General features: G+C 39.2%; 22 protein-coding genes, 1 pseudogene and 1 riboswitch. Of the genes and pseudogenes, 3 read left to right on the plus strand and 20 right to left on the minus strand.

The window, feature by feature from the left end:
* Positions 1-2: 2 nt before the first annotated feature.
* From ACY2RU_RS02110 to ACY2RU_RS02165, 12 genes and pseudogenes are all read right to left on the minus strand, one after another.
* Complete coding sequence (locus ACY2RU_RS02110) at positions 3-1,136, minus strand: acyloxyacyl hydrolase (RefSeq protein WP_490136749.1); 1,134 nt, start codon at positions 1,134-1,136, stop codon at positions 3-5.
* Positions 1,137-1,162: 26 nt separating this feature from the next.
* Positions 1,163-1,918, minus strand: a complete 756-nt coding sequence (locus ACY2RU_RS02115) for a head GIN domain-containing protein (RefSeq protein WP_490136750.1) — start codon at positions 1,916-1,918, stop codon at positions 1,163-1,165.
* Positions 1,915-3,006, minus strand: coding sequence for an acyloxyacyl hydrolase (locus ACY2RU_RS02120; protein ID WP_490136751.1), 1,092 nt, complete (start codon positions 3,004-3,006; stop codon positions 1,915-1,917). The genes ACY2RU_RS02115 and ACY2RU_RS02120 overlap by 4 nt, the downstream gene beginning before the upstream one ends.
* A gap of 28 nt (positions 3,007-3,034) precedes the next feature.
* Positions 3,035-3,979, minus strand: coding sequence for a pyridoxal-phosphate dependent enzyme (locus ACY2RU_RS02125; RefSeq protein WP_490136752.1), 945 nt, complete (start codon positions 3,977-3,979; stop codon positions 3,035-3,037).
* A gap of 41 nt (positions 3,980-4,020) precedes the next feature.
* Complete coding sequence (locus ACY2RU_RS02130) at positions 4,021-4,659, minus strand: phosphoadenosine phosphosulfate reductase domain-containing protein (RefSeq protein ID WP_490136753.1); 639 nt, start codon at positions 4,657-4,659, stop codon at positions 4,021-4,023.
* A gap of 66 nt (positions 4,660-4,725) precedes the next feature.
* Positions 4,726-5,142, minus strand: coding sequence for an RrF2 family transcriptional regulator (locus ACY2RU_RS02135; protein ID WP_490136754.1), 417 nt, complete (start codon positions 5,140-5,142; stop codon positions 4,726-4,728).
* Between the two features lie 49 nt (positions 5,143-5,191).
* Positions 5,192-6,148: a methylenetetrahydrofolate reductase [NAD(P)H] gene (gene metF / locus ACY2RU_RS02140; protein ID WP_490136755.1), complete on the minus strand. Its 957-nt coding sequence runs from the start codon at positions 6,146-6,148 to the stop codon at positions 5,192-5,194.
* A gap of 6 nt (positions 6,149-6,154) precedes the next feature.
* A complete protein-coding gene (metH, locus tag ACY2RU_RS02145) occupies positions 6,155-8,845 on the minus strand; it encodes a methionine synthase (RefSeq protein ID WP_490136756.1) in 2,691 nt (896 codons plus the stop codon).
* Positions 8,845-9,858 (minus strand): homocysteine S-methyltransferase family protein, encoded by a 1,014-nt coding sequence (locus ACY2RU_RS02150; RefSeq protein WP_490136757.1) that lies wholly within the window; start codon positions 9,856-9,858, stop codon positions 8,845-8,847. Before ACY2RU_RS02150 ends, metH begins: the two co-directional genes overlap by 1 nt.
* Positions 9,855-10,274 carry an OsmC family protein gene (locus ACY2RU_RS02155; protein ID WP_490136758.1) on the minus strand — a complete coding sequence of 140 codons (420 nt, stop codon included), beginning with the start codon at positions 10,272-10,274 and terminating at the stop codon, positions 9,855-9,857. The genes ACY2RU_RS02150 and ACY2RU_RS02155 overlap by 4 nt, the downstream gene beginning before the upstream one ends.
* A gap of 5 nt (positions 10,275-10,279) precedes the next feature.
* Positions 10,280-11,362 (minus strand): annotated as a pseudogene (locus ACY2RU_RS02160) (homoserine dehydrogenase family protein); the annotation flags it as partial.
* Positions 11,363-11,434: 72 nt separating this feature from the next.
* Positions 11,435-12,604, minus strand: a complete 1,170-nt coding sequence (locus ACY2RU_RS02165) for a trans-sulfuration enzyme family protein (protein ID WP_490136759.1) — start codon at positions 12,602-12,604, stop codon at positions 11,435-11,437.
* A gap of 113 nt (positions 12,605-12,717) precedes the next feature.
* A riboswitch (SAM riboswitch) is annotated at positions 12,718-12,839 on the minus strand.
* Positions 12,840-12,935: 96 nt separating this feature from the next.
* Between ACY2RU_RS02165 and ACY2RU_RS02170 the strand changes: the two genes are divergently transcribed.
* From ACY2RU_RS02170 to ACY2RU_RS02180, 3 genes are all read left to right on the plus strand, one after another.
* Positions 12,936-13,490 carry a hypothetical protein gene (locus ACY2RU_RS02170; RefSeq protein ID WP_490136760.1) on the plus strand — a complete coding sequence of 185 codons (555 nt, stop codon included), beginning with the start codon at positions 12,936-12,938 and terminating at the stop codon, positions 13,488-13,490.
* Positions 13,491-13,664: 174 nt separating this feature from the next.
* On the plus strand, positions 13,665-14,918 hold the full coding sequence (metK, locus tag ACY2RU_RS02175) for a methionine adenosyltransferase (RefSeq protein ID WP_490136761.1): 1,254 nt from the start codon (positions 13,665-13,667) through the stop codon (positions 14,916-14,918).
* Positions 14,919-14,995: 77 nt separating this feature from the next.
* On the plus strand, positions 14,996-16,678 hold the full coding sequence (locus ACY2RU_RS02180) for an amidase family protein (protein WP_490136762.1): 1,683 nt from the start codon (positions 14,996-14,998) through the stop codon (positions 16,676-16,678).
* On the opposite strand, the gene ACY2RU_RS02185 is transcribed toward ACY2RU_RS02180, so the two are convergent.
* The 8 genes from ACY2RU_RS02185 to ACY2RU_RS02220 all read right to left on the minus strand — a co-directional run bounded on the left by ACY2RU_RS02185 (position 16,675) and on the right by ACY2RU_RS02220 (position 26,401).
* Complete coding sequence (locus tag ACY2RU_RS02185) at positions 16,675-17,325, minus strand: response regulator (protein ID WP_490136763.1); 651 nt, start codon at positions 17,323-17,325, stop codon at positions 16,675-16,677. The two genes, ACY2RU_RS02180 and ACY2RU_RS02185, sit on opposite strands and share 4 nt — an antisense overlap.
* A 76-nt stretch (positions 17,326-17,401) precedes the next feature.
* Positions 17,402-19,159 (minus strand): tetratricopeptide repeat-containing sensor histidine kinase, encoded by a 1,758-nt coding sequence (locus ACY2RU_RS02190; RefSeq protein WP_490136764.1) that lies wholly within the window; start codon positions 19,157-19,159, stop codon positions 17,402-17,404.
* Positions 19,160-19,230: 71 nt separating this feature from the next.
* Positions 19,231-19,467, minus strand: coding sequence for a hypothetical protein (locus tag ACY2RU_RS02195; RefSeq protein ID WP_490136765.1), 237 nt, complete (start codon positions 19,465-19,467; stop codon positions 19,231-19,233).
* A gap of 61 nt (positions 19,468-19,528) precedes the next feature.
* A complete protein-coding gene (locus ACY2RU_RS02200) occupies positions 19,529-21,490 on the minus strand; it encodes a tetratricopeptide repeat protein (protein WP_490136766.1) in 1,962 nt (653 codons plus the stop codon).
* Between the two features lie 435 nt (positions 21,491-21,925).
* Positions 21,926-22,648: a DUF6498-containing protein gene (locus ACY2RU_RS02205; protein ID WP_490136767.1), complete on the minus strand. Its 723-nt coding sequence runs from the start codon at positions 22,646-22,648 to the stop codon at positions 21,926-21,928.
* A 102-nt stretch (positions 22,649-22,750) separates the two neighbouring features.
* The gene (locus ACY2RU_RS02210; protein ID WP_490136768.1) at positions 22,751-24,622 is read right to left on the minus strand and encodes an outer membrane protein assembly factor BamB family protein; all 1,872 of its coding nucleotides are present in this window, start codon (positions 24,620-24,622) and stop codon (positions 22,751-22,753) included.
* Positions 24,623-24,860: 238 nt separating this feature from the next.
* Entirely contained in the window at positions 24,861-25,376 is a 516-nt protein-coding gene (locus tag ACY2RU_RS02215; protein ID WP_490136769.1) for a Riean_0653 family protein, read from the minus strand.
* Between the two features lie 74 nt (positions 25,377-25,450).
* Complete coding sequence (locus ACY2RU_RS02220; RefSeq protein ID WP_490136770.1) at positions 25,451-26,401, minus strand: GSCFA domain-containing protein; 951 nt, start codon at positions 26,399-26,401, stop codon at positions 25,451-25,453.
* Positions 26,402-26,419: the final 18 nt, after the last annotated feature.

Genomic DNA, 26,419 nt, shown 5'->3' on the forward strand with positions numbered 1-26,419 from the left:
AGCTATAATTTGTAACCAATACCAAATTCCACACCTTCGGCCTTAGCATAATGGGCCTTAACAGTCACAGATGCCGAAAATTTATCATTAAAAAAATATCTTTTTAAACCGAGTCTATTGTATACACGGTTCTCAAATTCGTACGGCCAATAAATATAGTACCCTAGCTGAGATACAAAAGCAACTTTATTAAATCTTAATTCATGACCTAGAAAAATTCCTACGCGTTTCCAATCTTCGTCACCAGTTACTCCAGAATCTGGATAGGCTATAGATTGAAACAGAATTTCTTCTTCTAAGAATTTAGCCAGAAAAAGATCTACCCCTGCCGTAAAGGTACTTTTATAATTGATTCTTTTACTTGCAAAAACTGAAGCTACATAGAACGGAAACTGCCCATGACCTACTTCATCACTTTCATTTGAGCCAATTCGGAACACAAAATTATACCTAATAGGCTCTGCAAATCTATTTTTGCCGTCCTCGTTTTTATCTTCGGAAGTATCTAGTGGAATATAATCTGGAAAATTTTCATGATCTACCTGATAACTTAAACCTAAGTTGAACTCCCAGGTATTTGTGCTATTGTTGGGAGCGCGAATGTTTGCATTTGAATAGTGAATAATCCCAAATCCAGCATGAAATCCGAAGCCATTCCATATATTCTCTCGTACAAAGTTTGCCTTTAAATAGGTAGAACTCAAGAATTGCGTACCATATGCATTATTGATGTAATTGGTTTCGGAATCGTAAGGGTTTGTAGTATAGGAAATACCCTGTGCAAGACGTATTACAAGATGTCTATTATAGAAATACCAATTATAATGACCGTATAACGAATAGTTCTCTCCTAGGTATTCATTTTTCATATCCTGAAAAATAAATGTAAACCCCCAGTCTGGATAGCGATAACGACGCTCCCATTCATTAAAACCAAAGGTCTTGCGGTTATAGGATATAGATATTCCTTGCGGATGATCTGTAATTAAATGTGCGATATCAGGATTATGCTCTAGGATACTTCCATAGTAATAATCAAGCTCGAGAGAATATGGTTTTAATTCTGTTTCTGAATCTTGGGCGACTACCGAAATACTACATAATATAATGAGGAGAACAGAATAAAAGTGCTTCATATTTTTTTTGGCTGCGCTAATATACACTAATCTTGAAAAACGAGACGCCCTGTAAAAAATTCTTCCACATCTACCACTAGTGGCCGGTTTACTGAAATAATATCACCTGTTGCAAAAATTTTTCCTGTGATTGATTCTTGTGGGTTAACGATCATTTTATTTGCACTGCGTTGAAAAACAACCAACTCATTTACCTTCAAGTTCTCGCCTTCAAAACGCGGCGCTTCATCCTCAAAAGCAAGGGTTGCTTTTATGGCAAATCCATCTATATAAAATGCGCTTTGGCCATTTGCCTGAACATCAAACTTTTCACAAGCAATAGTGAGCCTAAAATCACCACTTTTCTTGGGATTATCGACCCCTGCGGTGGTATTACTAACCAAAACCAAACGCGGATATGACAGTACTCCATCGCCAAAAACATCAAAAGCACTACTGTTTCTAATTCGCGTGATATTAGGGGATGTCACGATAACACGTGTAATACCGTACCCTCGAACCAACTCACAACTCGCATTATTGCGAACACGAAGTGTTTCGCCCTCAACTATTGCCGAAACATCGTCAATTAAATTCTCCCCGCTTTCAATAAAAACACGCTGGGTTTCACCTTGCCTGATAACTAAAGATATATCGTCTTCTATGGTGATTTTAGTAAACACAGGAAGCTCTATTTCTTCTTGTATAATGTTCCCTGCTTTGCGAAAACAATCGGGTGTACTCGGACTGTCACATCCAAAGTGCAACAACAGTAAGATAATAAAAGGTATTTTCTTGATCATAATCGTACTCCTAAACCTAAAGCAATAGCTTCGGCATTTGCGGCATGTGTTTTAACCGTTCCTACCACAAATAGCTTATCGGTTATATAGTGTTTTGCGCCAATACGTGTATAGAAGCGCGTTTCATATTCGTAGGGATAATATATATAGTAGCCAAATTGTGAAACTAAAGCCATTGTTCCTAAGCGAAACTCATGCCCAACAAATAAACTCGCTCGTTTCCAATCCTCATCGCCTGTTACACTTCCATTCGGAAAAGCCTTAGAAAGATAATCTATCTCGGCTTCTAGAAATTTTGCTAAAACCAGATCAACCCCAAACTGTATCGTATTTTTATAACTTAAGCGTTTATCGGCAAATGCCGAAATAACTAAATATGGATGTTGCCCAAGATTGTAATAGTCGCCCTCATTGTAACTTCCTCGCAATACAAAATTATATTTTATTTTTTCGGAATACGGGGTATCAACGATCAACTCTTCAGGAGCGGTATGTATTCCTTTTTCCAAAGAATACAACACACCCAAATTAAAGGATAACACATTGGTTCCAGAATTGGGGGCCTTAATACTTCCGTTTGAATGATGAATAAATCCGAAACCACCCTGAACTCCAATTCCCTTATAAATATCAGGGTTATGATAGTTGAGCATCAAATAAGTTGATGCTAAGAGCTCGCTTCCGTAGGCAATATTCTTAAAGTTGGTTTCTATGTCGAAAGGGTTGGTTGTATAGGCTACACCCTGTCCAAAACGAAGCTGCAGGTTCCTGTTGAGAAAGTAAAAATTGTAATGAAAAAACAGACCGTAATTTTCACCAAGAACATCGTACTTAAAATCCTGATAGAGAAAAGAAACACCCCAATCTGGATCATTATATTCCCGCTGCCAACGTTTTTCACCAAAAGTTTCGCGATTGTAGCTCAAGATAAAACCAGAAGGATGTTCTCTAACTAAATTGGCAATGTTTTTGTTGTGGCGTAAAAGCGTTCCGTAGAAATATTGAGCATCCACAAATGAACCCGACTGCTCCTGTGAAAAGAGTGTCGTGGAGATGAATAATAGGACATAAACAATACTTCGGGACATGCCGCAAATAAACGGAAAGTTTACGAAATTAAAAAGGCAAATTACCAAGGTCTACATTTCCACCAGAAAGAATAATTCCTACTTTCTTTCTACTGAAGAGCCGCTGTGAGCGCAACACGGCCGCAAGAGGAACCGCTCCAGATGGTTCAACAACAATTTTCATACGTTCCCAAATTAGTTTCATGGCCGAAACTATTTCGTCTTCTTCTACGCGAATGATCTCTGAAACACACTTTTGAATGATCGGAAAATTGATGTCTCCAAGATGCGTCCGTAACCCGTCAGCCACCGTTTCTGTAGTAGTATTAAACTCAATTTTCCCAGACTGCATTGAACGATAGGCATCGTCAACAGCAAAAGGTTCAGCACCAATAGTTTTACAATTTCTGCCACTATGATGTACTGCCAATGCCGTACCAGCTAACAGTCCGCCACCACCCACAGGACACAATATATAATCGAGGTCCGGTTTTTTTGCGAGTAATTCCATCGCTGCCGTAGCATTGCCAAGAATCACGTCTAACTGATTGGAAGGATGTAAAAAAGTAGCTCCTTTTGATAGTACAATATTTTGAGCCGCTTGCTCTCTGGCTACCAAAGTAGATTCGCATTCTGAGATAAGACCACCATAACTAATGACTCCGTTTTTTTTAACCTCTGGGGCATTTTTTGGCATAACAATATAGGCTGTAACGCCAAGGGTTTTTGCTGCCTTAGCAACCGCCTGCCCAAAATTACCCGATGAATGCGTTACCACACCAGCTTTTTTTTGTTCTTCGGAAAGGTTTAAGATCGCATTAATAGCGCCCCGCATTTTAAAAGCACCCATCTTCTGAAAGTTTTCACACTTAAAGAATAATTCGGCTTCTGCCAGATCATTGATCAAAACTGATGTTAGAATCGGGGTTTGATGCACATGCGGTTTCACCCTAGCATAGGTCTCTTGTAAATTTGTTATGGTTGGAAAGTTCATTGGTATAAAAATAGTAAACTTCCGAAGAAATTATACTACCATTAATTGGCTAGCTGTATCCCGCATTCTCTATTACTCATCGCCTTTATTGGATCGTAATAATCTAACTCAACAGGTAAATTATGGTCTTTTAAATATCTATCCATTGCTGCATCTGAAAAATGATAAAACGGACTCACACGTAAAACCCCGTCTTTTGTGATGCTCAAAATATCTAAAGTATCGCGATACGCCGTTTGATTCTTTCTAATCGTGGTAAACCAAACATCAGGTTGATACTTTTTCATTGCCCGGGCAAAAGGTTCTAGCTTAACTATTTCAGACAGAGCTTCATGTTTGGGATTGTCTAAAGAAGGCTGCCCCAACGAAGCATTTAAATAAGCAGTGGTGCGTTTGGGAACAAAAACATCTAGGTTTAACTGCAAGCGATCTGTCAACTTTTGTGCGTGCTCATAGGTTGCAGCCGTATTGTAACCTGTATCACACCAAATCACCGGAATCGCAGGCTCAACCCTAGTAGTAGCATACAATATAGCTGCGGCATTAGTGCCAAAACTAGTGGTTACAATTGGGGTTTTAGAAAGTTCAAGCACAAAAGAAATGATGGTCTGCGGATCTTCATATCTGAGATTTTGATTAAATAGGTCAATATTCTGAGGGGTAATTTCATTATTCAACATATAATCCTATAGATTTACTAGAGTATGCAAAAGTACGTTTTTATTTAAGTTCTAAAAAGAAGAAGATTATTCTTTATCCACTAAATCTTGCAGCGAGGTATTTTCGAAGATGTCAAGCATATTATCTCGCACCTCTATCATGAGGTTGTGAACGCTGCAAGTATCCTCATTCGGGCAGTCGTCGCATTTTTCATAAAAATTAAGACTTACACATGGTACCATAGCGATAGGACCTTCCAGTATGCGAAAAACGCTTGCAATACTCACATCTTTTGGTTCCTTAAGAAGATAATAACCGCCGCCTTTACCCTTTTTGGAGCCTAAGTAACCTGCCTTCCGAAGTGACAATAAAATACTCTCTAAGAATTTCTGTGAAATATTTTCGGCCTCAGAAATAGCATGTATCTGAATAGGACGTTGCTCCTCTTGCCTTACCAAATAGGCAAGAGCTTTAAGACCATATTTTGTTTTTTTGGAGATCATAGCGCGAATATACGTTGATAAATATACTTTAAATAATTGTTATGGAACGTTAAAATAATTGTTGAGCAACCGCATAAACGTTATCACTTCGGCCCATAGAGTAATAATGTAAAAACGGTACTTCCCTTGTCATGAGCTCCTTACTTTGAGCCACACACCATGCAATTCCTACTTGTTGGACCTCAGTATTACTTTTACATTGTGCCACTTCACGCCGCAGTTCCTCAGGTAATTCTGCATTAAACCGTTGTGGAATAATACTCAATTGCTTTTTGGTTGAAATAGGTTTCAAACCAGGAATGATAGGAATTGTGATTCCTGCTTCTCTACATGCATCCACAAAACGGAAATACTTTTTATTGTCGTAAAATAATTGAGTGACCACATATGACGCGCCTTGCTCGATCTTTTGTTTTAAATAAAAGATGTCGCTTTCTAAATTAGCAGCCTCTGCGTGTTTTTCTGGATAACCCGCCACCCCAATACTAAAATGAGTCTTTGCGTGATTTTGTAATGCTGGATCTAAATATTCCCCATTATTTAAGGCTGAAATTTGCTTTACTAGTCCCTCGGCATAAAGGTGCCCATTTTTTTCTGGAACAAAATAGGTCTCATTTTTTACCGCGTCTCCGCGCAGGGCCATCACATTATCAATCCCCAAAAAATCTAAGTCGATCAAAAAGTTTTCAGTATCTTCTTTTGTAAACCCTCCGCACAACACGTGTGGGATGGCATCTACTTGATATTTATTCTGAATAGCCGCACAAATACCAACAGTTCCCGGGCGTTTTCTTACGATCTTCTTTTCCAATAAACCATTTCCGGCGTCTTCATAAACATATTCTTCACGATGATAGGTAACATCTATAAATGGTGGTTTAAACTCCATCAACGGGTCAATATTATCAAAGATCGATTGCATGTTCTGCCCCTTTAAAGGCGGAAGGATCTCAAATGAAAACTGCGTCTTTCCTTTACTGGCTTCTATGTGCTCTTGTACTTTCATAAAACATTAATCGGCTATAATTGGTTTTAACCACTGAGTGGCTTTTGCTAAGGAAATTTCCTTTCTGCGAGCAAAATCGGCTACTTGATCTTCCTTGATTTTTCCTACGCCAAAATATCGAGCATCGGGATGTCCAAAATAATATCCAGAAACAGACGCTGCCGGCCACATGGCAAGACTTTCTGTTAAAACAACACCAATCTTATTTTCAACATCCAAAATCTCCCAAATGGTTTGTTTTTCCAGATGATCCGGACAAGCGGGATACCCTGGCGCCGGACGAATACCGCGGTACGATTCTTTGATCAAATCATCATTCGTCAAGCCTTCATTCGTTGCATACCCCCAATGTTTTATACGTACCTGTTTGTGCAAATATTCGGCAAACGCTTCTGCGAGTCGGTCTGCCAATGCCTTTACCATAATTGAATTATAATCGTCTAACCCTACTTCAAACGCTTTCGCATGTTCTGCCGTTCCAAAACCTGTGCTAACACAAAAACAGCCCATATAATCTTGCTTTTTAGTAGTTTTTGGCGCAATAAAATCGGCTAGCGCTATATTCGGTTTTCCAGCTGCTTTTTTACTTTGTTGTCGCAGCGTTCTAAAGTGTGTTTTTTCTTCGGAATTGATCGTGATCTCGATATCGTCATCGCTGATAGAATTTGCCTCGAACAAGCCGAAAACCGCTTTTGCTGTGAGCCACTTTTCAGAAATGATCCGTTTTAACATGTTTTGAGCATCGCGGAACAGTTCGTTGGCCTGTTCCCCAACTACTTTATCATTGAGAATTTCAGGATACTTTCCGTGTAGATCCCAACTTCTAAAAAACGGACTCCAGTCTATATATTCAACCAAAAGAGATAAATCGAAATCATGCAGCACTTTAATCCCCAATTCTTTCGGAATAGAAATTTCCGAAGCACTCCAATCTAACAGTAATTTATTTTTTCGAGCAGCTTCAATGGTGAGATATTGTTTTTCGGTTTGTCTATTTAAAAAGCGTTCTCTAAATACCGAATACTCGGTTTTTAGCGCCTTCACAAAATCTTTTGACTGTTCCTTCTGAAGCAGTTCTCCAACAATGGTAACCGCCCGCGAAGCATCGTTTACGTGTACCACAGCCTGTTGGTAATGCGGATCGATCTTTACTGCAGTATGTGCTTTACTGGTGGTAGCTCCGCCAATTAGCAACGGAATATGAAGGTTTTGACGCTGTAATTCTTCCGCCAAATAAACCATTTCATCTAAAGAAGGAGTGATCAAACCACTCAATCCAATGACGTCTACATTGTGTTCTATTGCCGCAGCAATAATTTTTTCTGGAGGTACCATAACACCCAGATCGATGATCTCATAATTATTGCAGGCCAATACCACGCTCACAATATTTTTACCAATATCGTGTACATCTCCTTTAACGGTAGCCATTAAAATTTTGCCGTTAGCCTGAATATGACCGTCCTTTTCTTCCTCAATAAAAGGCAATAAATGCGCGACTGCTTTTTTCATAACCCGTGCCGATTTCACCACTTGTGGTAAAAACATTTTTCCGCTCCCAAAAAGATCACCCACGACATTCATCCCGATCATTAAGTGACCTTCGATCACCTCAATGGGCCGTGCTGCCAATAATCGCGCCTCTTCCACATCATTAACAATATGAGCATCGATGCCCTTTACCAAGGCATGTGTGATCTTTTCCTGCAGTGTACCTTCCCGCCAAGCGGCATCAACAATACGTTCTTTTGAAGTTTGCTTTACTGTTTCCGCGAAAGTGAGTAAACGTTCGGTAGCATCTTCTCTTCTATCGAGCATCACATCTTCTACGTATTCGAGAAGCTCTTTAGGTATGGTATCGTACACTTCCAGCATAGCCGGATTTACAATCCCGATATTCATTCCCGCTTGAATAGCGTGATACAAAAAAACAGAATGCATGGCTTCCCGTACAGTGTCATTTCCGCGGAAGCTAAAAGAAACATTACTCACACCACCACTAACGCTGGCGTATGGCAGATTTTGTCTTACCCATCGCGTAGCTTTAATAAAATGAATCGCGTTCTTTCGGTGTTCTTCCATTCCTGTTGCGACTGGAAAAATATTGAGATCGAAGATGATATCTTCAGACGAGAATTGAACTTTTTCTACCAAAATATCATAGCTCCGTTTCGCTATTTCAATTCTGCGTTCATAAGTATCTGCCTGACCTGTCTCATCAAAAGCCATCACGATCACTGCCGCACCGTATCGTTTAATTTTTTTAGCCTGTTCAATGAATGTCGCTTCTCCTTCCTTCAAACTAATAGAATTCACAACACATTTACCTTGCACAACTTGCAAACCAGCTTCAATAATGTCCCATTTTGAACTATCGATCATAATAGGAACACGGGCGATATCCGGCTCTGCAACAAGCAGTTGTAAAAACCGAACCATAGCAGTTTTACCATCGAGCAAACCATCATCCATGTTGATGTCTATAATTTGCGCTCCGCCGTCTACTTGATGCCTAGCCACTTCCAATGCCGCTTCAAAATCTCCTTCCTTTATAAGTCGAAGAAATTTACGAGAACCCGCAACATTAGTCCGCTCACCTACATTAATAAAGTTGCTTTCAGGTGTTACCACCAAAGGTTCGAGTCCGGAAAGCGTTAAATAGCGCGGTGATTTTGTATGTATGGCTGTTGCTCCCATTAATAATGTACGTTTTCTTTTAGCTGAAATTTTCTTGGCTGATAGCCCTTCGTTATGTTGGCGATCGCTTTGATATGTTCGGGTGTTGTTCCGCAGCAACCACCAATAATATTAATAAGACTTTTATCTAAATACTCTTTAATTTGAGCTGCCATCTGCTTAGCACTTTCATCATATTCTCCAAAGGCATTCGGCAAACCAGCATTCGGATGTGCAGAAACCGCGACCTCCGATTGTCTTGCTAATACTTCCAAATGCGGTGTCAATTGTTTTGCACCTAAGGCACAATTAAAGCCCACACTCAACAACGGTATGTGTGAAACGGAAATCAAAAAGGCTTCAGCGGTTTGCCCGGAAAGTGTTCTTCCTGAAGCGTCGGTGATCGTTCCGCTGATCATTACAGGTATGTCAATATTGCGTTCTTCTTTAATTTCTTCAATAGCAAACAAAGCTGCTTTCGCATTGAGCGTATCAAAAACGGTTTCAACCAAAAGCATATCCACGCCTCCATCGATAAGAGCTTCTGCTTGTTGTTTATAGGCAACACGTAAATCCTCAAACGAGATTGCCCGAAATCCCGGGTCATTCACATCTGGTGACATACTTGCAGTTTTGTTGGTGGGTCCCATAGCACCCGCTACAAATCGTGGTTTATGCGGTTCTGCTTTGGTAAAGCGCTGGGCAACTTCTTTTGCGATCTTAGCAGATGTGTAATTCAATTCATACACTAGATCTTCCATGCCATAATCTGCCATAGCAATGGTGGTTCCTGAAAAGGTATTCGTTTCCACAATATCGGCACCTGCCTCAAAATATTGTTCGTGCACCTTTGCAATGGCCTGCGGCTGTGTTATAGATAATAAGTCGTAATTACCTTTAACAGAAGTAGAGATATCTTTAAATCGTTCTCCTCTAAAATCGGTTTCAGAAAAGCCATAGCGCTGCAACATAGTTCCCATGGCTCCATCCAAAATTAAAATACGTTCGTGCAGTGCTTCTTTTATGTTGCTCATACTTCTTTTCCGTTAACAAATACTTGATAGGTTATTGTTACAGAACCTTCTAAAGTGATAGACACAGAACAATATTTTTCAAAACTTAAAGCTGCCGCTCGCTTCGCTTTTGCTGGCACGACATCGCCTTCCAGATAAACTTCCACATGAATTGATTCAAAAGGCCTAGCTTCACGCACTTCTTTTCTTTTCCCCGTAACAATTATGGAGTAAGCGTTTACTGGCTGTCTTTGTTTTTTTAATATCGAAATTATATCGATGGCATTACAGCCTCCAACAGCCATTAAAATAAGTTCCATGGGCCCTGCGCCTTGAACCGTATTGCCTGTTTTATTATCGATCAGCACCGAAACCTCATTTGGGCCTTTCGCATCGAACAAATAATCATCATTAATTCTCTCAAGTGTTACTTTCATACTTTTTAGTTTAGTGTGTTGCTGAGTCGCAAAACATCTCCAAAGACACCACGTGCAGTTACTGAGGCACCCGCGCCTGCGCCTTGAATGACAATTGGATTTTCACCATAACTTTCGGTGTAAATCTCAAAAATAGAGTCGCTTCCCTTTAATTGACCTAACATACTATTTTTAGGAACTGAAACCAATTTTACATCGAGTAGCGCGCCTTTTTCTTTGGAAAGATCACCGTGCAAATCACCTATGTAACGCAGCACATGCTCTTTAGCCTGATTGGATCTTTTTATATGAAAAGGCACATCAAAGTCGGTAATCTGCGCAAAAAATTCTTCTTTAGAAACCTTCCGAAGTTCTTTCGGAATTAAATTCTGAATAGTTACATCACTCAGCTCACAATGAAGATCTAATTCCCTTGCTAAAATGAGCAACTTTCTACCTACATCATTTCCGCAGAGATCTTCCCGCGGATCAGGTTCAGTATAACCCAACCGAATGGCAGCGCTAAGCACCTCGCTAAAGGCCTGTTCCTTTTCAGAAAAATGATTAAAAAGATAACTGAGTGATCCCGAAAACACCCCTTTGATACGGGTAATATTCTCGCCAGATTGGTGAAGTAATTTAATGGTATCAACAAGTGGCAAACCAGCGCCAACATTGGTTTCATACAGATAACTCTTGTTGTTTTCAGTGAGTAAGTTTCGCACGTCTTGATAAAAATCTAAAGATAATGTGTTGGCTATCTTATTCGATGACACCAAGTTAAAACCAGCAGTAACTAGATCTTTATATTTCGCTACAAAATTGCTGTCTGCGGTATTATCTACGGCAATCAAATTCTCTAAGCCATAGGTTGAAGTATACGCTAAAAACGTTTCAATGGTATATGAAGACCCTTGCTTTTTTTTACGTTCTCTCCAGTTTTCGTCAAGGCCATTTTTGTCTAATAGAATACTAGAAGAATTAGCCACAGCTACGATTCTTAAGTCTAACAAGCGGCGTTGAGAAAGCTCTTTTGAAGCTTTTAAAATCTGATCTATTAAAATACTGCCTACATTTCCGTGTCCGAAAACGGCAATATTTACGCGCTTTCGCTTGATCTGTTCTAAGTCAATTTTTGCTTTCGACTGTTCAATTGTTTGTAAACTCATGATTCTTTTAGATTATGCAAGTACTGTGTTCTTGTTTTTTGTCGCTTCTGAAAAAGCACGATCTAAATCTCTTACCAGATCTTCTGCTTCTTCAATTCCACAGGAAAGTCGGATGAGCGAATCTTTAATTCCAGCCTTTAAACGAACTTCTCTTGGCACCGAAGCGTGTGTCATTTGTGGTGGATGACACAACAAGCTTTTTACACCGCCTAAACTTTCGGCAAGTTTAAAATACTGCGTGCTTGTTACAAAAGCATTCGCGGCTGCTACGGTATCATCTTTTAGTGTAAACGATATAATTCCGCCAAACAAACCATTTTGTTGTTGCTTGGCGATCGCATGGTTTTTATGCTTTTCCAGACCTGGAAAAAACACTTGATCTACGGCTTCATGCTGCAATAAAAATTGAGCGACCTTTTCGGCATTTTGGCATTGTTTTCTATACCGAATATCAAGGGTTTCGATACCGCGAATAGTTAAAAAGCAGTCCCACGGACCTAATATCCCGCCTGAAGCATTTTGAATAAATTTGATCTTTTCTGAAAGACTTTCAGTTTTGGTTACCACCAAACCAGCCACCAGATCACTATGACCACCAATGTATTTTGTTCCGCTATGAATCACGAGATCTGCTCCCAAAGACAAAGGTTGTTGCGCAATAGGGCTGGCAAAAGTATTATCAACCACCAATAAAGCATCGACGCTTTTTGCAATAGCTGAGATCGCTTTAATATCTGAAATTTTAAGCGTTGGATTTGTAGGGGATTCGATCCAGATTAGTTTGGTTTTACTACTAATAGCACGAGCAATATTTTCTGCATCGGTAGTATCAACATAAGTCACTTGAATCCCTAATTTTTGGTAAACGTGTGTAAAAAGACGGTACGCACCGCCGTAGATGTCGTCGACCGCAATAATTTCATCGCCTGCTGAAAGTAGTTTTACAACAGCGTCAATTGCTGCAAGGCCTGTTCCGAAGGCAAAAGCGCCATGACCTCCTTCGAGATTGGCAACAATGTCTTCTAAAACCTTACGTGTTGGATTGTTACTTCGGGCATAATCAAAGCCTTTATTTACGCCAGGAGCGTCTTGAATAAAAGTAGATGTTTGATACACTGGCACAGAAATAGCGCCTGTAAGTGGATCACTTGGGATTGAATGGATAATGTTTGTTGCACTCATTTTTCTAGTTTTTGAGTTAAAAAATAAATCAAAAGTCGGCGTACACCTCAGGGCGTACTTCAATAGAAAAATGTTATAAGAATATATACAGCAATGCCGAAAGCATTGTGTGTTGGTTATCTATCTCCAGCAAAATTTGCTGTTGTAGAATGTAGCACCTTCTTGGTCTTTTTACAGAGCACAAGGGTTGCTAAGGTTTCAAAGGGTCTAATCCCTCCACCTTTCTTGATAACATTTCAATAAAGTTCTGAACTTTGTGAGTACAAAGGTTGCGAAAAAGCTTTGTAACCACCAAAAAATAATTCGTATTTTTAATAAATTTAAAAATCAAATGAACTTCAAAACCCTGATTTATAAGCGCTTAAAGCTTGTAATTATTTTATTAATTGTTACAAGCAGTAATGCACAAACTGACACATCAGCTTCCTTTCCGCAGGATTTCTTCGGAAAATATACTGGAATATTACATATTTCTTCTGAAAAAGGCATGAGTGAAGTCCCGATGGAATTTCATCTTGCTCCAACAGATTCCATTGGTAAATTTGACCATATTTTGATCTATGGCGAGGGCGAAACAAGACAAGAAAGAAGGTATACAATTCGCACAAAAGATGCCGCTAAGGGGCAATTTGTGATTGATGAAAATAATGGAATTTTACTCGATACGCAGGTGGTTGAAAATCGATTGTACACGCTTTTTGAAGTTGGAGGAAACCTACTAACCAACTTCATCACCTTCCATGAAGATCACCTTATTTTCGAGATCATCTTTGCAAATACTTCAGAAAAAATCAAAAGTGGAAAAAGCACCGAGGAGATTCCTGAAGTAATATCATACCCGATCAAAGTCGTTCAACGCGCCGTACTTAACAAAGTTAAATCGTAAGGTAGAATTAAAAATATATGTACCTTTGCCCCGAGGAAAGATTTGACCGATTGCAACCTCCATTCCGAAATTATTTCAGAATTAAAAATGCTAAATTAATTTAGGTATTCTTTGTAAAGTAAGCAGCTAGCTTTCGTCAAATCCCCTTCATTGTTACATTATTAAAACCTGTTTATGGCGTATTTATTTACTTCAGAAAGCGTTTCTGAAGGACACCCAGATAAAGTTTCAGATCAAATTAGCGATGCGCTACTTGATAATTTTTTAGCTTTCGACCCTGAATCGAAAGTAGCTTGTGAAACCCTTGTGACCACCGGACAAGTAGTTCTTGCCGGCGAGGTTAAAAGCGACACCTATTTAGATGTTCAAACTATTGCCAGAGAGGTAATAAACAATATTGGTTACACAAAAGGAGCCTACCAGTTTAGTGGTGATTCTTGTGGGGTTATTTCGTTAATTCATGAGCAATCTCAAGACATCAATCAAGGTGTTGATCGTGCTGATAAAGAAGAACAAGGTGCCGGAGATCAAGGAATGATGTTTGGCTATGCAACTAAAGAGACCGAAAATTACATGCCTTTGGCATTAGACATTTCGCATAAGATCCTTATTGAACTAGCTAAACTTCGTCGTGAAAACGACGAGATATCGTATTTAAGACCCGATTCTAAAAGTCAGGTGACCATTGAATACAGCGATGATAATATTCCGCAGAAAATAGTAGCGATCGTAGTTTCTACGCAGCATGACGAATTTGATGCCGATGAGCCTATGTTAGCTAAAATTAAAAAAGACATTCTTGAGATCTTAATGCCTCGCGTAAAGGCTTTGTTGCCTAAATATGTGCAAGATCTTTTTAATGATGAAATTACCTATCACATAAACCCAACCGGTAAATTTGTAATTGGCGGTCCGCATGGTGATACTGGTCTTACAGGGCGTAAGATCATTGTTGATACCTACGGTGGAAAAGGAGCTCACGGTGGTGGAGCTTTTAGCGGAAAAGATCCTAGTAAAGTAGACAGAAGCGCGGCATATGCGGCGCGACATATTGCTAAAAACTTGGTTGCTGCTGGAGTGGCCGATGAGATCTTAGTACAAGTTTCCTACGCTATTGGCGTTGTTGAACCTACTTCTATTTTGGTCAATACTCATGGCTCGGGACACATAGAAATGACCGATGGCGAGATCGCTAAGATCGTTGCGAAGGTATTTGATATGCGCCCATCGGCTATTGAATCACGACTAAAATTACGCAATCCGATCTATCTTGAAACGGCAGCCTATGGCCACATGGGACGTGAGCCAAGAACCATCACCAAAGTGTTTGAAAGCCCTTACAACGGACGTGTGACTAAAGAAGTAGAACTATTTACTTGGGAAAAGCTTGATTATATTGACAAGGTTAAAGAGGCCTTCGGACTTTAATAAAATTTGAAAAGTATCTTTTTTTGAAAGCCATCTCACCACGAGATGGTTTTCTTATCTTTAGGAAAAAATATGCTATGCGATTTGTACTAAAGACTTGTTTTCTGTTTTTTTTGTGCTTCGGAAGTTGTAAAAACAGTGAGACCAAAATCTCCCAAAAAACCAAACTCGACTCCTTAATTTCTTCTGGTATTGCTGGAAAAATGTCTTCCGAAGAAAAACTGCTTCAGAAGCAGCAAGCGCATCCCTTAGATCGAATGCAATTCAAGCTTATTGAATCTAAGATCATCGATAAGACCGAAATATTTTCCGAAGTAAAAACGGAAATTGACAACTTTCCGATAGCGCGATATAACAGTTTAAAACCGCTAATTCTCGAGCAAGACATCCCTACCCTGCAACAGCACATTGCGGATGGCACCTTTACGTATACAGAATTAACGCTTTTTTATCTAAAACGAATTGCCAATATCGAGCTTGATTCGTCACGATCATTGCATAGCATCATTGCGCTAAACCCCAATGCGATTGCTGAAGCCAAGAAGCGCGATGCAAATAAAACTGGCCAACATCATTCAATTTACGGAATGCCCATTCTGCTAAAGGATAACATCAATACCAAAGACATGAAAACTACGGCCGGAGCTGCCGCCTTAAAAGAGAATCAGCCGCTGGAAGACGCTTTTATTGTAAGTAGACTTAAAGCAAATGGCGCTATTATTCTTGGGAAAGCGAACCTCAGCGAATGGGCATATTACTTTTGCCAACGTTGTCCGTTGGGATATAGTGCCGTTGGCGGACAAACCTTGAATCCGTATGGCATTCGTGAATTTGAAACGGGTGGAAGCAGCGCCGGAAGCGGAACAGCAACTGCAGCAAACTATGCTGTTGCGGCTATTGGAACCGAAACTGCTGGTTCTATTATTTCTCCTTCGAGTCAGAATGCACTTGTGGGCCTAAAACCCACTCCCGGAGTGTTGAGCAGAACGGGCATCGTTCCCATCTCACACACCCTAGACACGCCAGGACCTATGACGAAGAGCGTTGTGGATGCTAGTATTCTAATGGACGCCATGCGTGGTGAAGATGTTAATGATCATAAAAGTGTACGCTCGAATGAAACATACCTACTAAAAGAAAAAAATGATTCTTTTATGTTTCGTTTTGGTGTGATCAAGGATCTTTTGGAAGAACCACTTTATGCAGCTGCGGTTGCAAAATTAAAAGCTTCGGGCATTGAGGTGATCGAAATTGATCCAGAACGCAAACCACTCGACGGGTTTTCAACACTTTTAAATTTGGAAATGAAAGAGGAGCTTCCGAAGTACTTAAAAACACACGCCTCAAAAAATATTTCTCTAAAAAACTTAGCAGAGATTATGACTTTTAACCGTAAAGACAGTATTGTTAACATGCCTTACAGTCAAGGAATATTTGACGGAATTATGGCCGATACAACAAGTGTAGCCGGATTTGAATTGCTTCGGAAGGAATTGCTCATAAACGGAAATGCCTTTTTTGAAGAAACCATGAAAACAAATCAATTAGACGCCATTCTTTCCATTAACAACTATCATTCTGCCTATGCTGCTGTTGGTTTACGACCATGTCTTGCCATTCCTATGGGACTTAAAACAACGGGTGAACCCATGGCTATTACACTAATCGCAAATTCGTATGAAGAAGCGAAGCTTTTAAAGATGGGTCTAGAGATAGAGCAGGTATTACAGGCGCGAGTGCCGCCAGCAGATTATCGCTAGATTATATTATGGTTTTTCGCCTTTTGAACCGCCTCGATCTTGCTGTGTACCTGTAACTTTTTATAGATATTTTCAATATGCTTTCTCACCGTACTTGGTGAAAGAAATAAATTATCGGCAATTGCTGTATAGCTCAATCCTTTGCTTAGTTGTTCTAAAACTTCAACCTCCCTTGGGGAAAGCGAAATTTCTTCTTGATCGCTTTTGTTTTGAATGCTACTAGGGTTTCGCAACAATTTCAGCGTTTTCAACGCTATCGAAGGGTTCATGGCAGCACCGCCATTAAGGGTTTCATGAATGCCATTATAAAGATCTGTAGGATTGATCTCTTTTAATAGATACCCATCGGCTCCTGCTTTTATAGCATTAAAAATATGCTCATCATTATCGAAAGCGGTAAGCATGATGATCTTGATCTGTGGGTATTTTTGCTTTACCACCTGGGTGGTTTCTATTCCGTTAAGCACGGGCATTTCAATATCCATAAGGATAAGGTCAACATTGTGATTTTCTTCCAACTTGACCAACAATTCACTACCATTAAGTGAAGTATGTTTTACTGTAATGTCATCAAAAAAGGATAATTTTTCCCGAACGGCATTGATAAGAAATGAATTATCGTCTACGATAGCAATTTTAAGTTTCATACAGAAGGTGTTAGTTGCTTAAAGATAGAAAAAAAACAAGGCACCGGTGTATAGGGCAATTGCCGTATACGTATTTTTAATTTTTGTGTGTTTTAGGGATAATCACTTTAACTACAGTCCCCCTGTTAGACTCACTTAAAATTTCGATCTCACCACCCGCATCTCTGGCTCGCTTTTTTATATTGTTGAGTCCGTTTCCTAGTATTACTTCGGAAGTAGCAAATCCAATTCCATCGTCAATTATAGAAATATTCAGGGTCTTGTTCTCTTCGGAAATCATTACAGATATACTCGTAGCTTCGGCGTATTTAAGCGCGTTGTTGACCGCCTCTTGAATGATGCGATAGCTATTCATTCCTTGAACCGATGTAAAGGTATACGCCATGTCCACTTCCGAAGAAATTTGAAAAGAAAAAGCCGTATTCTGAGAAGCATCGCGAGCCTTTTCAATAAAGTTACTAATGCGCGCCTGAAGATCCTCAAAGGTTATTTCGTTTTTATTCATCGCCCAGATCGTGTCGCGTAATTCATAGATCGTCTGACTCGTAAATCCACTAATACCGCTTAATTTTGCAGCGAGCTTTTCGCTCATATCGGTAAATCCATATTTCAAATTATCAATGCTTGAAATAATAAAAGTGAGTTGCGCGCCAATATTATCGTGAAGATCTCTAGAAATTCGGAGGCGCTGTTCTTGCAACCTATTTTGAGTTTCTATTCTTGCTAAAGCTGTTTCTAGTTCGGCCTCCTTTTTGATCTGTCTATTTTTTAGCTTTTGCTGTTGGTACAGCAAATAACTCACTAATCCTACCAACACCAAAGCGGATAAACTACCAAATAGCATCGTATTTTTTCGATCAACTTCCGCTTCTCTTTCAACAAGAGTGGCGCGTTGTTTAAGGATCTCTTTCTCTTTCTTTTCAGTTTCAAACTCAATTGACAATTTGGCAATTGTTTCGTTTACCGAAATATTATGCATACTGTCTTTTATAGTGGCGTACTGTTCAAAATAGTAAAGGGCAGAATCTGCATTGTTTTGAGTTTTATAAATATCGGAAAGTAGTTTATAATTGTATTGTGTGAGATTCCGATATTGTTTTGCTTGTGCCATGGGAAGTGACTGATGCACATAAGAAATTGCCTGCTGCCATTTTTCTTCTGCCATATACACCTCAGCGATTTGTGTATAGTTTTCTGCCACACCTGTAGAATCCTGATAACGAAGTCTGGTTTGCAAGGAGGTATTGAAATACATCTTAGCTTCCTTAAATTTTTTCTGAAGCCCGTAAACGCCCGCGATATTGCTTAAACTATATGGAATCCCAACAGTATCCCGCTCTTCTTTTTTGATGCTAAGACTACGGTTGTAATAGTAAAGCGCACTATCGAGATCCTGTTGAATTTCCTTTAAGACACCGTAATTATTATAAATATCTTTTAAAACCGTTGTTATAGAATCTCTTTCGGCAACCTTCTTTCCTAATTGCATATATTCTAAGGCCTTATCAAGCTTTGAATATTTCATACTATAGCCCAATTGAGCATAGCTATAGGCAATTACATCTTGCATCCCTAAGGAATCGTATAGTTTTATGGCGCGCAAACCGTATTTTGTACTTTCATCATAGACGCCTTGATAGCCGTAAATGAGTGATAATTTTGCTAAGGCATCGGCAACTCCTTTTTGGTAATTAATATGTTGCGCTTGTTTTATATTATCATTGAAAAGAGCAATGATCTTTTCCTGCGGAATATTAAGCCCTTGTACATACAAATTGTTGATCGAATCAATCTGCTTTTCATTTTGAGAAACAACAAGGACTGGTAAAAACATCAAAAGGACACATAGTGAAAACGGTGCTTTAACATAAAATATCCTTAGAAACATATGGTGAATTGTTAAAACTAGAGCACTATTTCTTTTTGAATTCGCAATGATTCATCCAAGTTATACTTTAGAAAATGATAGGTATCAAGTTTGCGTTGTCTATACGCCAACTGTTTATTATGAATATCTAATTGATTTTGATAGTTAGAAACTAGGTCTAGATGTTTCTGCTGCAGTTGATGTCTACTTCGCGCGAAGACAGCCGTGATTGCAGCTATAGTAGTAATAGTTATAATGGTGATCAATAAAAGCATACCCCAAATATGAATACTAAAAGTAGTTCATATCACAGTTGATTGCCATAGGGCATTTGCCTTATATCGATGTTTTGGGAAGGGAGACGATCACCGTGGTTCCTTTGTCTATTTCAGAGGTTAATTTGATAGAACCTCCTAGGTCTCGAACCCTTTTTTCTATATTTAGTAATCCATTTCCTTTAGGTGTGGTTTTAATATCAAAACCATTACCATCATCAGAAATGGTCACTATTAGTTGCTCTTTATCTTCGGAAATACGAACATCAATATGCTTCGGGTTAGCATACTTTAGCGCATTATTTACACTTTCCTGAATGATGCGATAGAGATTCATTCCTTCCGTAGAAGAAAATGTCTTATTTATAGATAAGCTCGAATCTATTTCAAAATTAAACAATACCGCTGACGCAGCAGATCGGGCTCTATCAATAAAATTTGCAATCCGAACCTGCATATCTTCCAGGGTGATGTCATTTTTATTCATAGCCCAAATGGTATCGCGAAGTTCATAGATGGTTTGTGTGGTAAAGGCGCTTATGGTTTCTAATTTCTCCCCTACCTCCTTCTGTTTATCTTTTAAACCGTATTTCAGATTATCTACTGAAGACGTCACAAAGGTGAGTTGCGCTCCAATATTATCATGGAGATCTCGAGAAATACGCAAACGCTGTTCTTGCAATCGATTTTGCGTTTCAATTCTGGCAAGTGCTTCCCGAAGTTCACTTTCTTTTTGCAGTTGCCTATTCTTCATTTTTTGTCTACTAAAAAACAAATACCCAATAAGCGCGAAGATTGCTACAAGCGCAACACCACCGTAGATCATCACATTTCGTTGTTCCACTTCCAATTCTGTTTCGGCCAAATAGGCGCGGGTCTCAGCAAGTTGTTTTTCGTTTTCGGCAACATTATACTTTGTCTCCAAGTTTGCAATCGTAGCTGCATTCTTTTCAGAAAAAACAGCATCCTTTGTTTCCAAGGCTTTCACGAAATACGCATTTCCCAGAGTCGGATTGTTATTCATGAAATGCGCGCGAGACAAGCAGTAATACAACTCAAAGGAAGTCACCTTTTCATCGGGAAATTCTTCCAGAAGTTCCTCTCCCAAAGCTAAATACGTTAAAGCCTGTTTTACATTCCCCGTATCGAGATAGGCTTCGGCTATATTATTGACAGAAGCAATGGTGCCTACTTTATCTACACCTGATGAAAGTCTACCTTCAATAGCTTTTTTTAATATAGGAATAGCTTTCTCATTCTGACCTAATTCTTGATACAGTCGCGCCAAACTATGTGACGACTCAAAGTAAGTCGCCAGGTCGTTATTATTTTCTGAAATTGAAATAGCCTCTTTTAATATTTTTTCAGCTTCCTTAAAATCACCCTTATCTTGTAAGTTGATCGCAATGTTGTTTAATGACTTCGGAATGTCGCGTAATACATTGTACTGTTTCCGAAGTGCCAATGCTTTATAGTGATATTCTAATGCCTTATCTACAAGGTTGAGTTCCTGATAAATGAGGCCGATATTGTTGTAATACTTCGCATCATTTACCGGCTCACCATTTTCGCGATTGAGAGCCAAGGCTTTAAAAAAGTAATCTAAGGCCTCCTGATATTTCCCTTGGTTCCAATGTGACATCCCCAAGCTATTGGTCGCACGCGCCTCTATACTTTTAATGCCCTTTGTTTTACTCAGATCAAGAGCTTTTCTAAAATAAAATTGTGCAGAATCAAATTTCCCCGATACATCATAGTAGATTCCGTAGGTATTGGTTAACCGAGCTATACTATACTGATCTGAGGTGTTTTGGGCATCAGTAAGTGCTCTATTGAGTAATTCTTTCGCCTTTTCTGGCTTATTAAATATGTAATAAAAACCAGCATCATTTAAAATAGCGAATCTTGTTGAATCATCTGCGGTTTTGGCAACTTGTAGCAGGCTGTCTATTTTACGCTCTTGATTTTGGGCATAAACAACGAAGGAAAACATAAAAAATAGGAAGCAAAATTGAATCTTCATCGATTGGTTTTAGTTCATCAAAATACGAAAAATAGATTACGCAATGAACCAAACGTAAATTCCGTAACACATGCATATTAAGCTTAGCAACAATAGAAGAAAAATTCCTTTATTTTTTTTGGTAAAACCATGTTTACGAATGCTCTCTATGGTAAATAACAGCGCTAAGATCCACGCAGGAAAAGTGGAAATTATCCCAAAATAATAAAACCACATCCAGCTCGTGATCAAACTTAGCACACTAAACAGTATAGCAAAAAACTGATAAGTACTGATCCGTTTATTTAGATCTCGGATTCTCCATCGCGTTAAGGTTAGCAACAGAAAGTAAACGGCAAAAGATGCTATGGTACTCATACTAACCCATACCCAAACGTGCTCATACCAAGCTGGGGTGTTTTTAATAAATATCATTTGTCTTGGAACATTTAACTATTATTCGCTGAACTCTTGCAATTTTTGTTTTGCTTCTTCATATTGCTCTGTCGTTTTTGACACTTTTTGCGCAACACGGTCTAAAAAATTTGAATCTCGCTTTATATTCATCATCAGGCTACTGACCAAAAAGCGCAGTAATAAAATTAAGAGAGCCGCTGCAATATGTGCTCCCATTACAAAGAAGAATCCACCTAAAATAACCGCGAACTGTTGAATAAAAATGCGCACATAGGGTTTAAAGAGCAATTGGTCTGCACTGTAGTTCTTGTATTGCTTTGGAACTAAAAAATTAGTAATAAAGTAGCTTAGGTTGGTTAAAACAATAGGTACTATTACGAAAAGCATATCGGGTCGTGACAAAACATATTCATAATTTGCTAGTAGATTAAAGCCACTTTTAATCTCAGGAATCTCTGTTTCAAAAAAACTAAACGCAAAAATAGATTGGATAGCAACAAAGAAACCATAATGAAAAGCAAAAAAAATAGGTAAACCTATACCTGGCGGTGTCTTTCCGTCATTTTTAACAGGAATACCATATTTTTGGGTAAGTCTCAGTTTAACAACGTGAAAGATCCCGATTACAATCGTTTCCAGAAAATAGCCAAAAACAACACTTAAGGGGCTCACAAGCTGAAAACCGACCATGATGCACAGGAAAATGGTGGTTAGCCAAATAGGGGTATTCTCTCTTGTTGGGGTAAATATAATTTTAAGCATAATTTTATTTATTAAAACCCCATACATTACATATGGGGTCTTAGTGTGTTCGTAGACTCTCCTCAATGCCTACAACCCACATCAACTTGGTTAGTTAGCTGATTACTTATTAAGATCGTATGCGAAAATCGAGTTGTTATCGGCTTTATAATAAAGTATCCCGCCAAAATCATCTACTTGATACTCCGGATTTTTATCTTTTAAAACGATCTCCTTTTCCTTTGTTCCTGTGTCTTTATTAATTTTTACTAAACCTACGCCCTCGTCTAATTTAGTAAGAATAAATTGTGCGTTTTCGGTTGCAGCAGTAGCCTTAAAGCGCTTGAGCATTTCTGCTACGGAAGCGCCACTCGCAGCAGCCATCCCATCGCCAAAATCTGCATATCGTTGTCCGCGATCTGTATATGAACCTAATTTATTTCTATTTTGATTGGCGGCATTATATGAAGCCATTGCCGTTGTTGCAGTGGCTACAGCCGCTACTCCTGCAATTATCGCCCCAAGCGCGCTTTTACCAGGAGCACGATAATACTCGTGCCAATTCTGCTTACCCTCACCATTTAACAACATCAAGTTCTGATCGCTCGTTAGGAGAATTCCGCCCTCGCGCATTTCAACGCCTGTAGGATCTTCTTTACCGTCAAACTTAGACTCCGCTAAGGTTGAAACGGCTCCCGAGTTAGCGTCTACGGCAAACAGCTCGTCGTCTGCACTTATTAAATAACGACTATCCTTACTGTCGTATGTAGAACTTACAGCATTGGCGCGTTTGTATTTTAAGGGCTTATTCCAAACCTGTTCCCCTGTCTCTAAGTTTACAATGTTAGCATCTTCGGAAGTGATATAAATAAGGCCTTGCGGGGTTTCGGCCATTGTTAAAATATTTTCACCTGTCTTAAGCGGCTTTTTAAATAAGGTATTTCCGTCAAACGATATTTTATTGATACCGCCCTCATGAATTCCGAAGAGAATACCATCTTCCATGATATAGAAATGCTGTACATACCCTTTTGTTTTTGGGGCTTTCTCCCAAAGATCTTCACCATTAGCCGCATTGAGCATCGCAATTTTTGATTCCGAACGGCCAGCAAGTATACTTTTTCCCTCATTGTATGTATTACTTACCACGGCCAAACCTTGGGGTAATATTTCAAAATTGGTAACTACACCTTTAACTTTAGCCTCATCTTTCCAAAGTTCTTCGCCATTGGTTCCTATTTTATAGATCTTAGTATTGCTATAGCTGTCGTTGGTATCAAAAGCATAAATGTCGGTTTCCGAAGCATTTGCTGTTAACCATTCTACATTTTTAATTTTAGTATCCCAAAGGGTTTCCCCCGTTTGCGCTTTTTTAGCTACCAAACCTTGTGCTGTTGGGATAACAAGTGAATTTTTTAATAAAAGGGGTTTTCCAGTCACACTGTAGTCTTTTGCGATTCCAACCCGCCCTGGTTCGTCGAGATTAAAACGATAGTCTTCATTTCCTGTGTTTAAATCGTATACAGCCACCTGCATGGCGTATTTTTCCTCAGAACGTCGCTGTCCGCTGACCACTAATTTGTTTTGCGGCATCATGACATCACAGGTCATAACAGCTTTCCAGCCATTATCTTCGGTACTAAAAAGTTTTTTTCCAGAGAGATAGTCGATCACGGCTTTCTTGGCTGTCAAATTTGCGAATCCAACTTGTCCTACAATTACGTACGGCGCTCCAGGTGTAAAGAAAAGTTCTTCTGGTTTTACTCTTCCGTAGTCGGTAAAATTAAAAAGCAATTCATTGCTTCCTGGCTTGATCCCCACCAAACCATCATTAGTGGCAACAACCATTGTACCACCTTGGGTTAGGGTCATTTCGTTGATCTTAGCTCCAGTATCATATCTAAAATCTGGTGTTTCCGCGCGCTGCCCAAAAACAGTGATAGCTTGCAGAAGCACAGCTGCTAGAAACAGTATTTGTGATAATGTTGTTTTCATAATTATGGTTTTAGTATTTGATATGGTAAAGATGCATTAGTAATCAAAGTCTTTCAATAGGGCAATTGACGTATAATGATGCTTGGTGATTAATGATGGGTAAAAGATTGAAGTGCAATACGCGTATTTGCTACTTTGGGCATTACGCTTTACATAAAAAAAATCGGAAACAAAACAGCTGTCTTGCTCCCGATCCACATAAAAATCCCAACATGAGATTTTCGTTATATGCGTTCAATTAGTTATTGGTAACCGCCAAGTTAAACTGCCCGTCGGTTACAGTTACCGAATCAGATTGATTATTTACGTCATAACCTGTAAAACTGAAAGTGCCTTTAATATTGTCACCGTCAAAACTTGAAACATTGACTTCTCCAGTTGATTGTGTACCGTTGATGCTGATATAAATCTTTACCGTATTTGGGTCTGGGTTATTAGGATCTGGCAGATAGCTATACGTTCCAATATTTGTAAAATTAAGGTCATAGGTTCCTACACCATCAAAACCTTGAATGATCATTTGTAAGTTTTCAGATTGTGAGGTACCTCCTGAAATGGCAAGAACATCGGTCTGTCCAGCATCTGAGATCTGCGCTTGAACCGCAATATCTGCACTAAAAGATTGTCCGTCAATTTTAGCTGTTAGTGTTCCTTCGCCTCCTTGTGGATCGTCTCCACCCTCGTCGTCTTTTTTACAGGCTGTTACTGCCAAGCTTACAAAAAGCGCAAGTAATACTTGTTTGAAAATTTTCATAATGTTGAGTTTAAATGATTAATTACACGGCAAAGATGCTGTGAAACTCAACGCAATTCAATAAGGCAATTGCCCTATACTGTGAACTTTATGTGCGGAAAACGCTCTGTAATGACTTTTATTTTTTTCTGAAGACCTTCGGAAAATACCTTATGCGACTCACTTTCGGGGAAAAACGGACGATGTTGTAAGCCGCGTTGAATCAAAGCAATTTCCTTTTGTGTTTCTTTCGTTTCCGAAGAGATCCACACCCCTTTAAACTTTTCCCAGATAATTCTAATCGCGGTATTATTTGGATGAATAAGATCTTCGTCATAAAAACGATAGTCGCGTAATTGGTCCATCATGATCTCAAACGAAGGAAAATATTGAAGTGCCGCTGTGTCAACAACATGGTGAATTCCTGCCAAGAGATGCGCCTTGCTTCGTGCATTTTCAGTAAATCCATCCTTGAGATGACGCACTGGCGAAAGGGTGGCAATGATCGTTGCATTTGCATTCAACTCTTTTATATACTGAATAGAATTTGTGATGCTTTCTGAAATTTGCTCCACCGAAAGTAATTCTTTTAAAAAGGCCGCTTGCGGCACCTTATGACAGTTCGCAACAACCGAAGCCGTCTCTGTTTGCCTATAAACCCAAGCAGTTCCGAAGGTCAATACAATATGACTCGCCGTTTCCAACGAATTCCGCAGCACCGATAATTGGGTATTTAAAGTATCTAAAAAGTTTTGCTTGTCTGGCCGACTTAAAGCCGAATGCACGTCAAAACAATGCCATTGTTCATTATAAAAGAAAATATCCTTTTCCGAAAAAAAAGCGCCATGAACAGCACGTTCAAGTAGTTTTTCGATGGCAACAGGATGAAAAATGACTCCAAACGGATTGGTCGTTTGCTGAAACTTAAAATACGCGAGTTTATCCCCAATATTTTGAGAAAAACAAGAACCTAGCAATACTAGTTTTGAGGCGTAATCTATCGACGGCTGCTTTGGTGGTAACGCTATGCTTGTTTGTAGCTTCATCTTGCAAGACTGTCGATT

It is taken from the genome of Ulvibacter sp. 2305UL32-6, assembly GCF_058148545.1.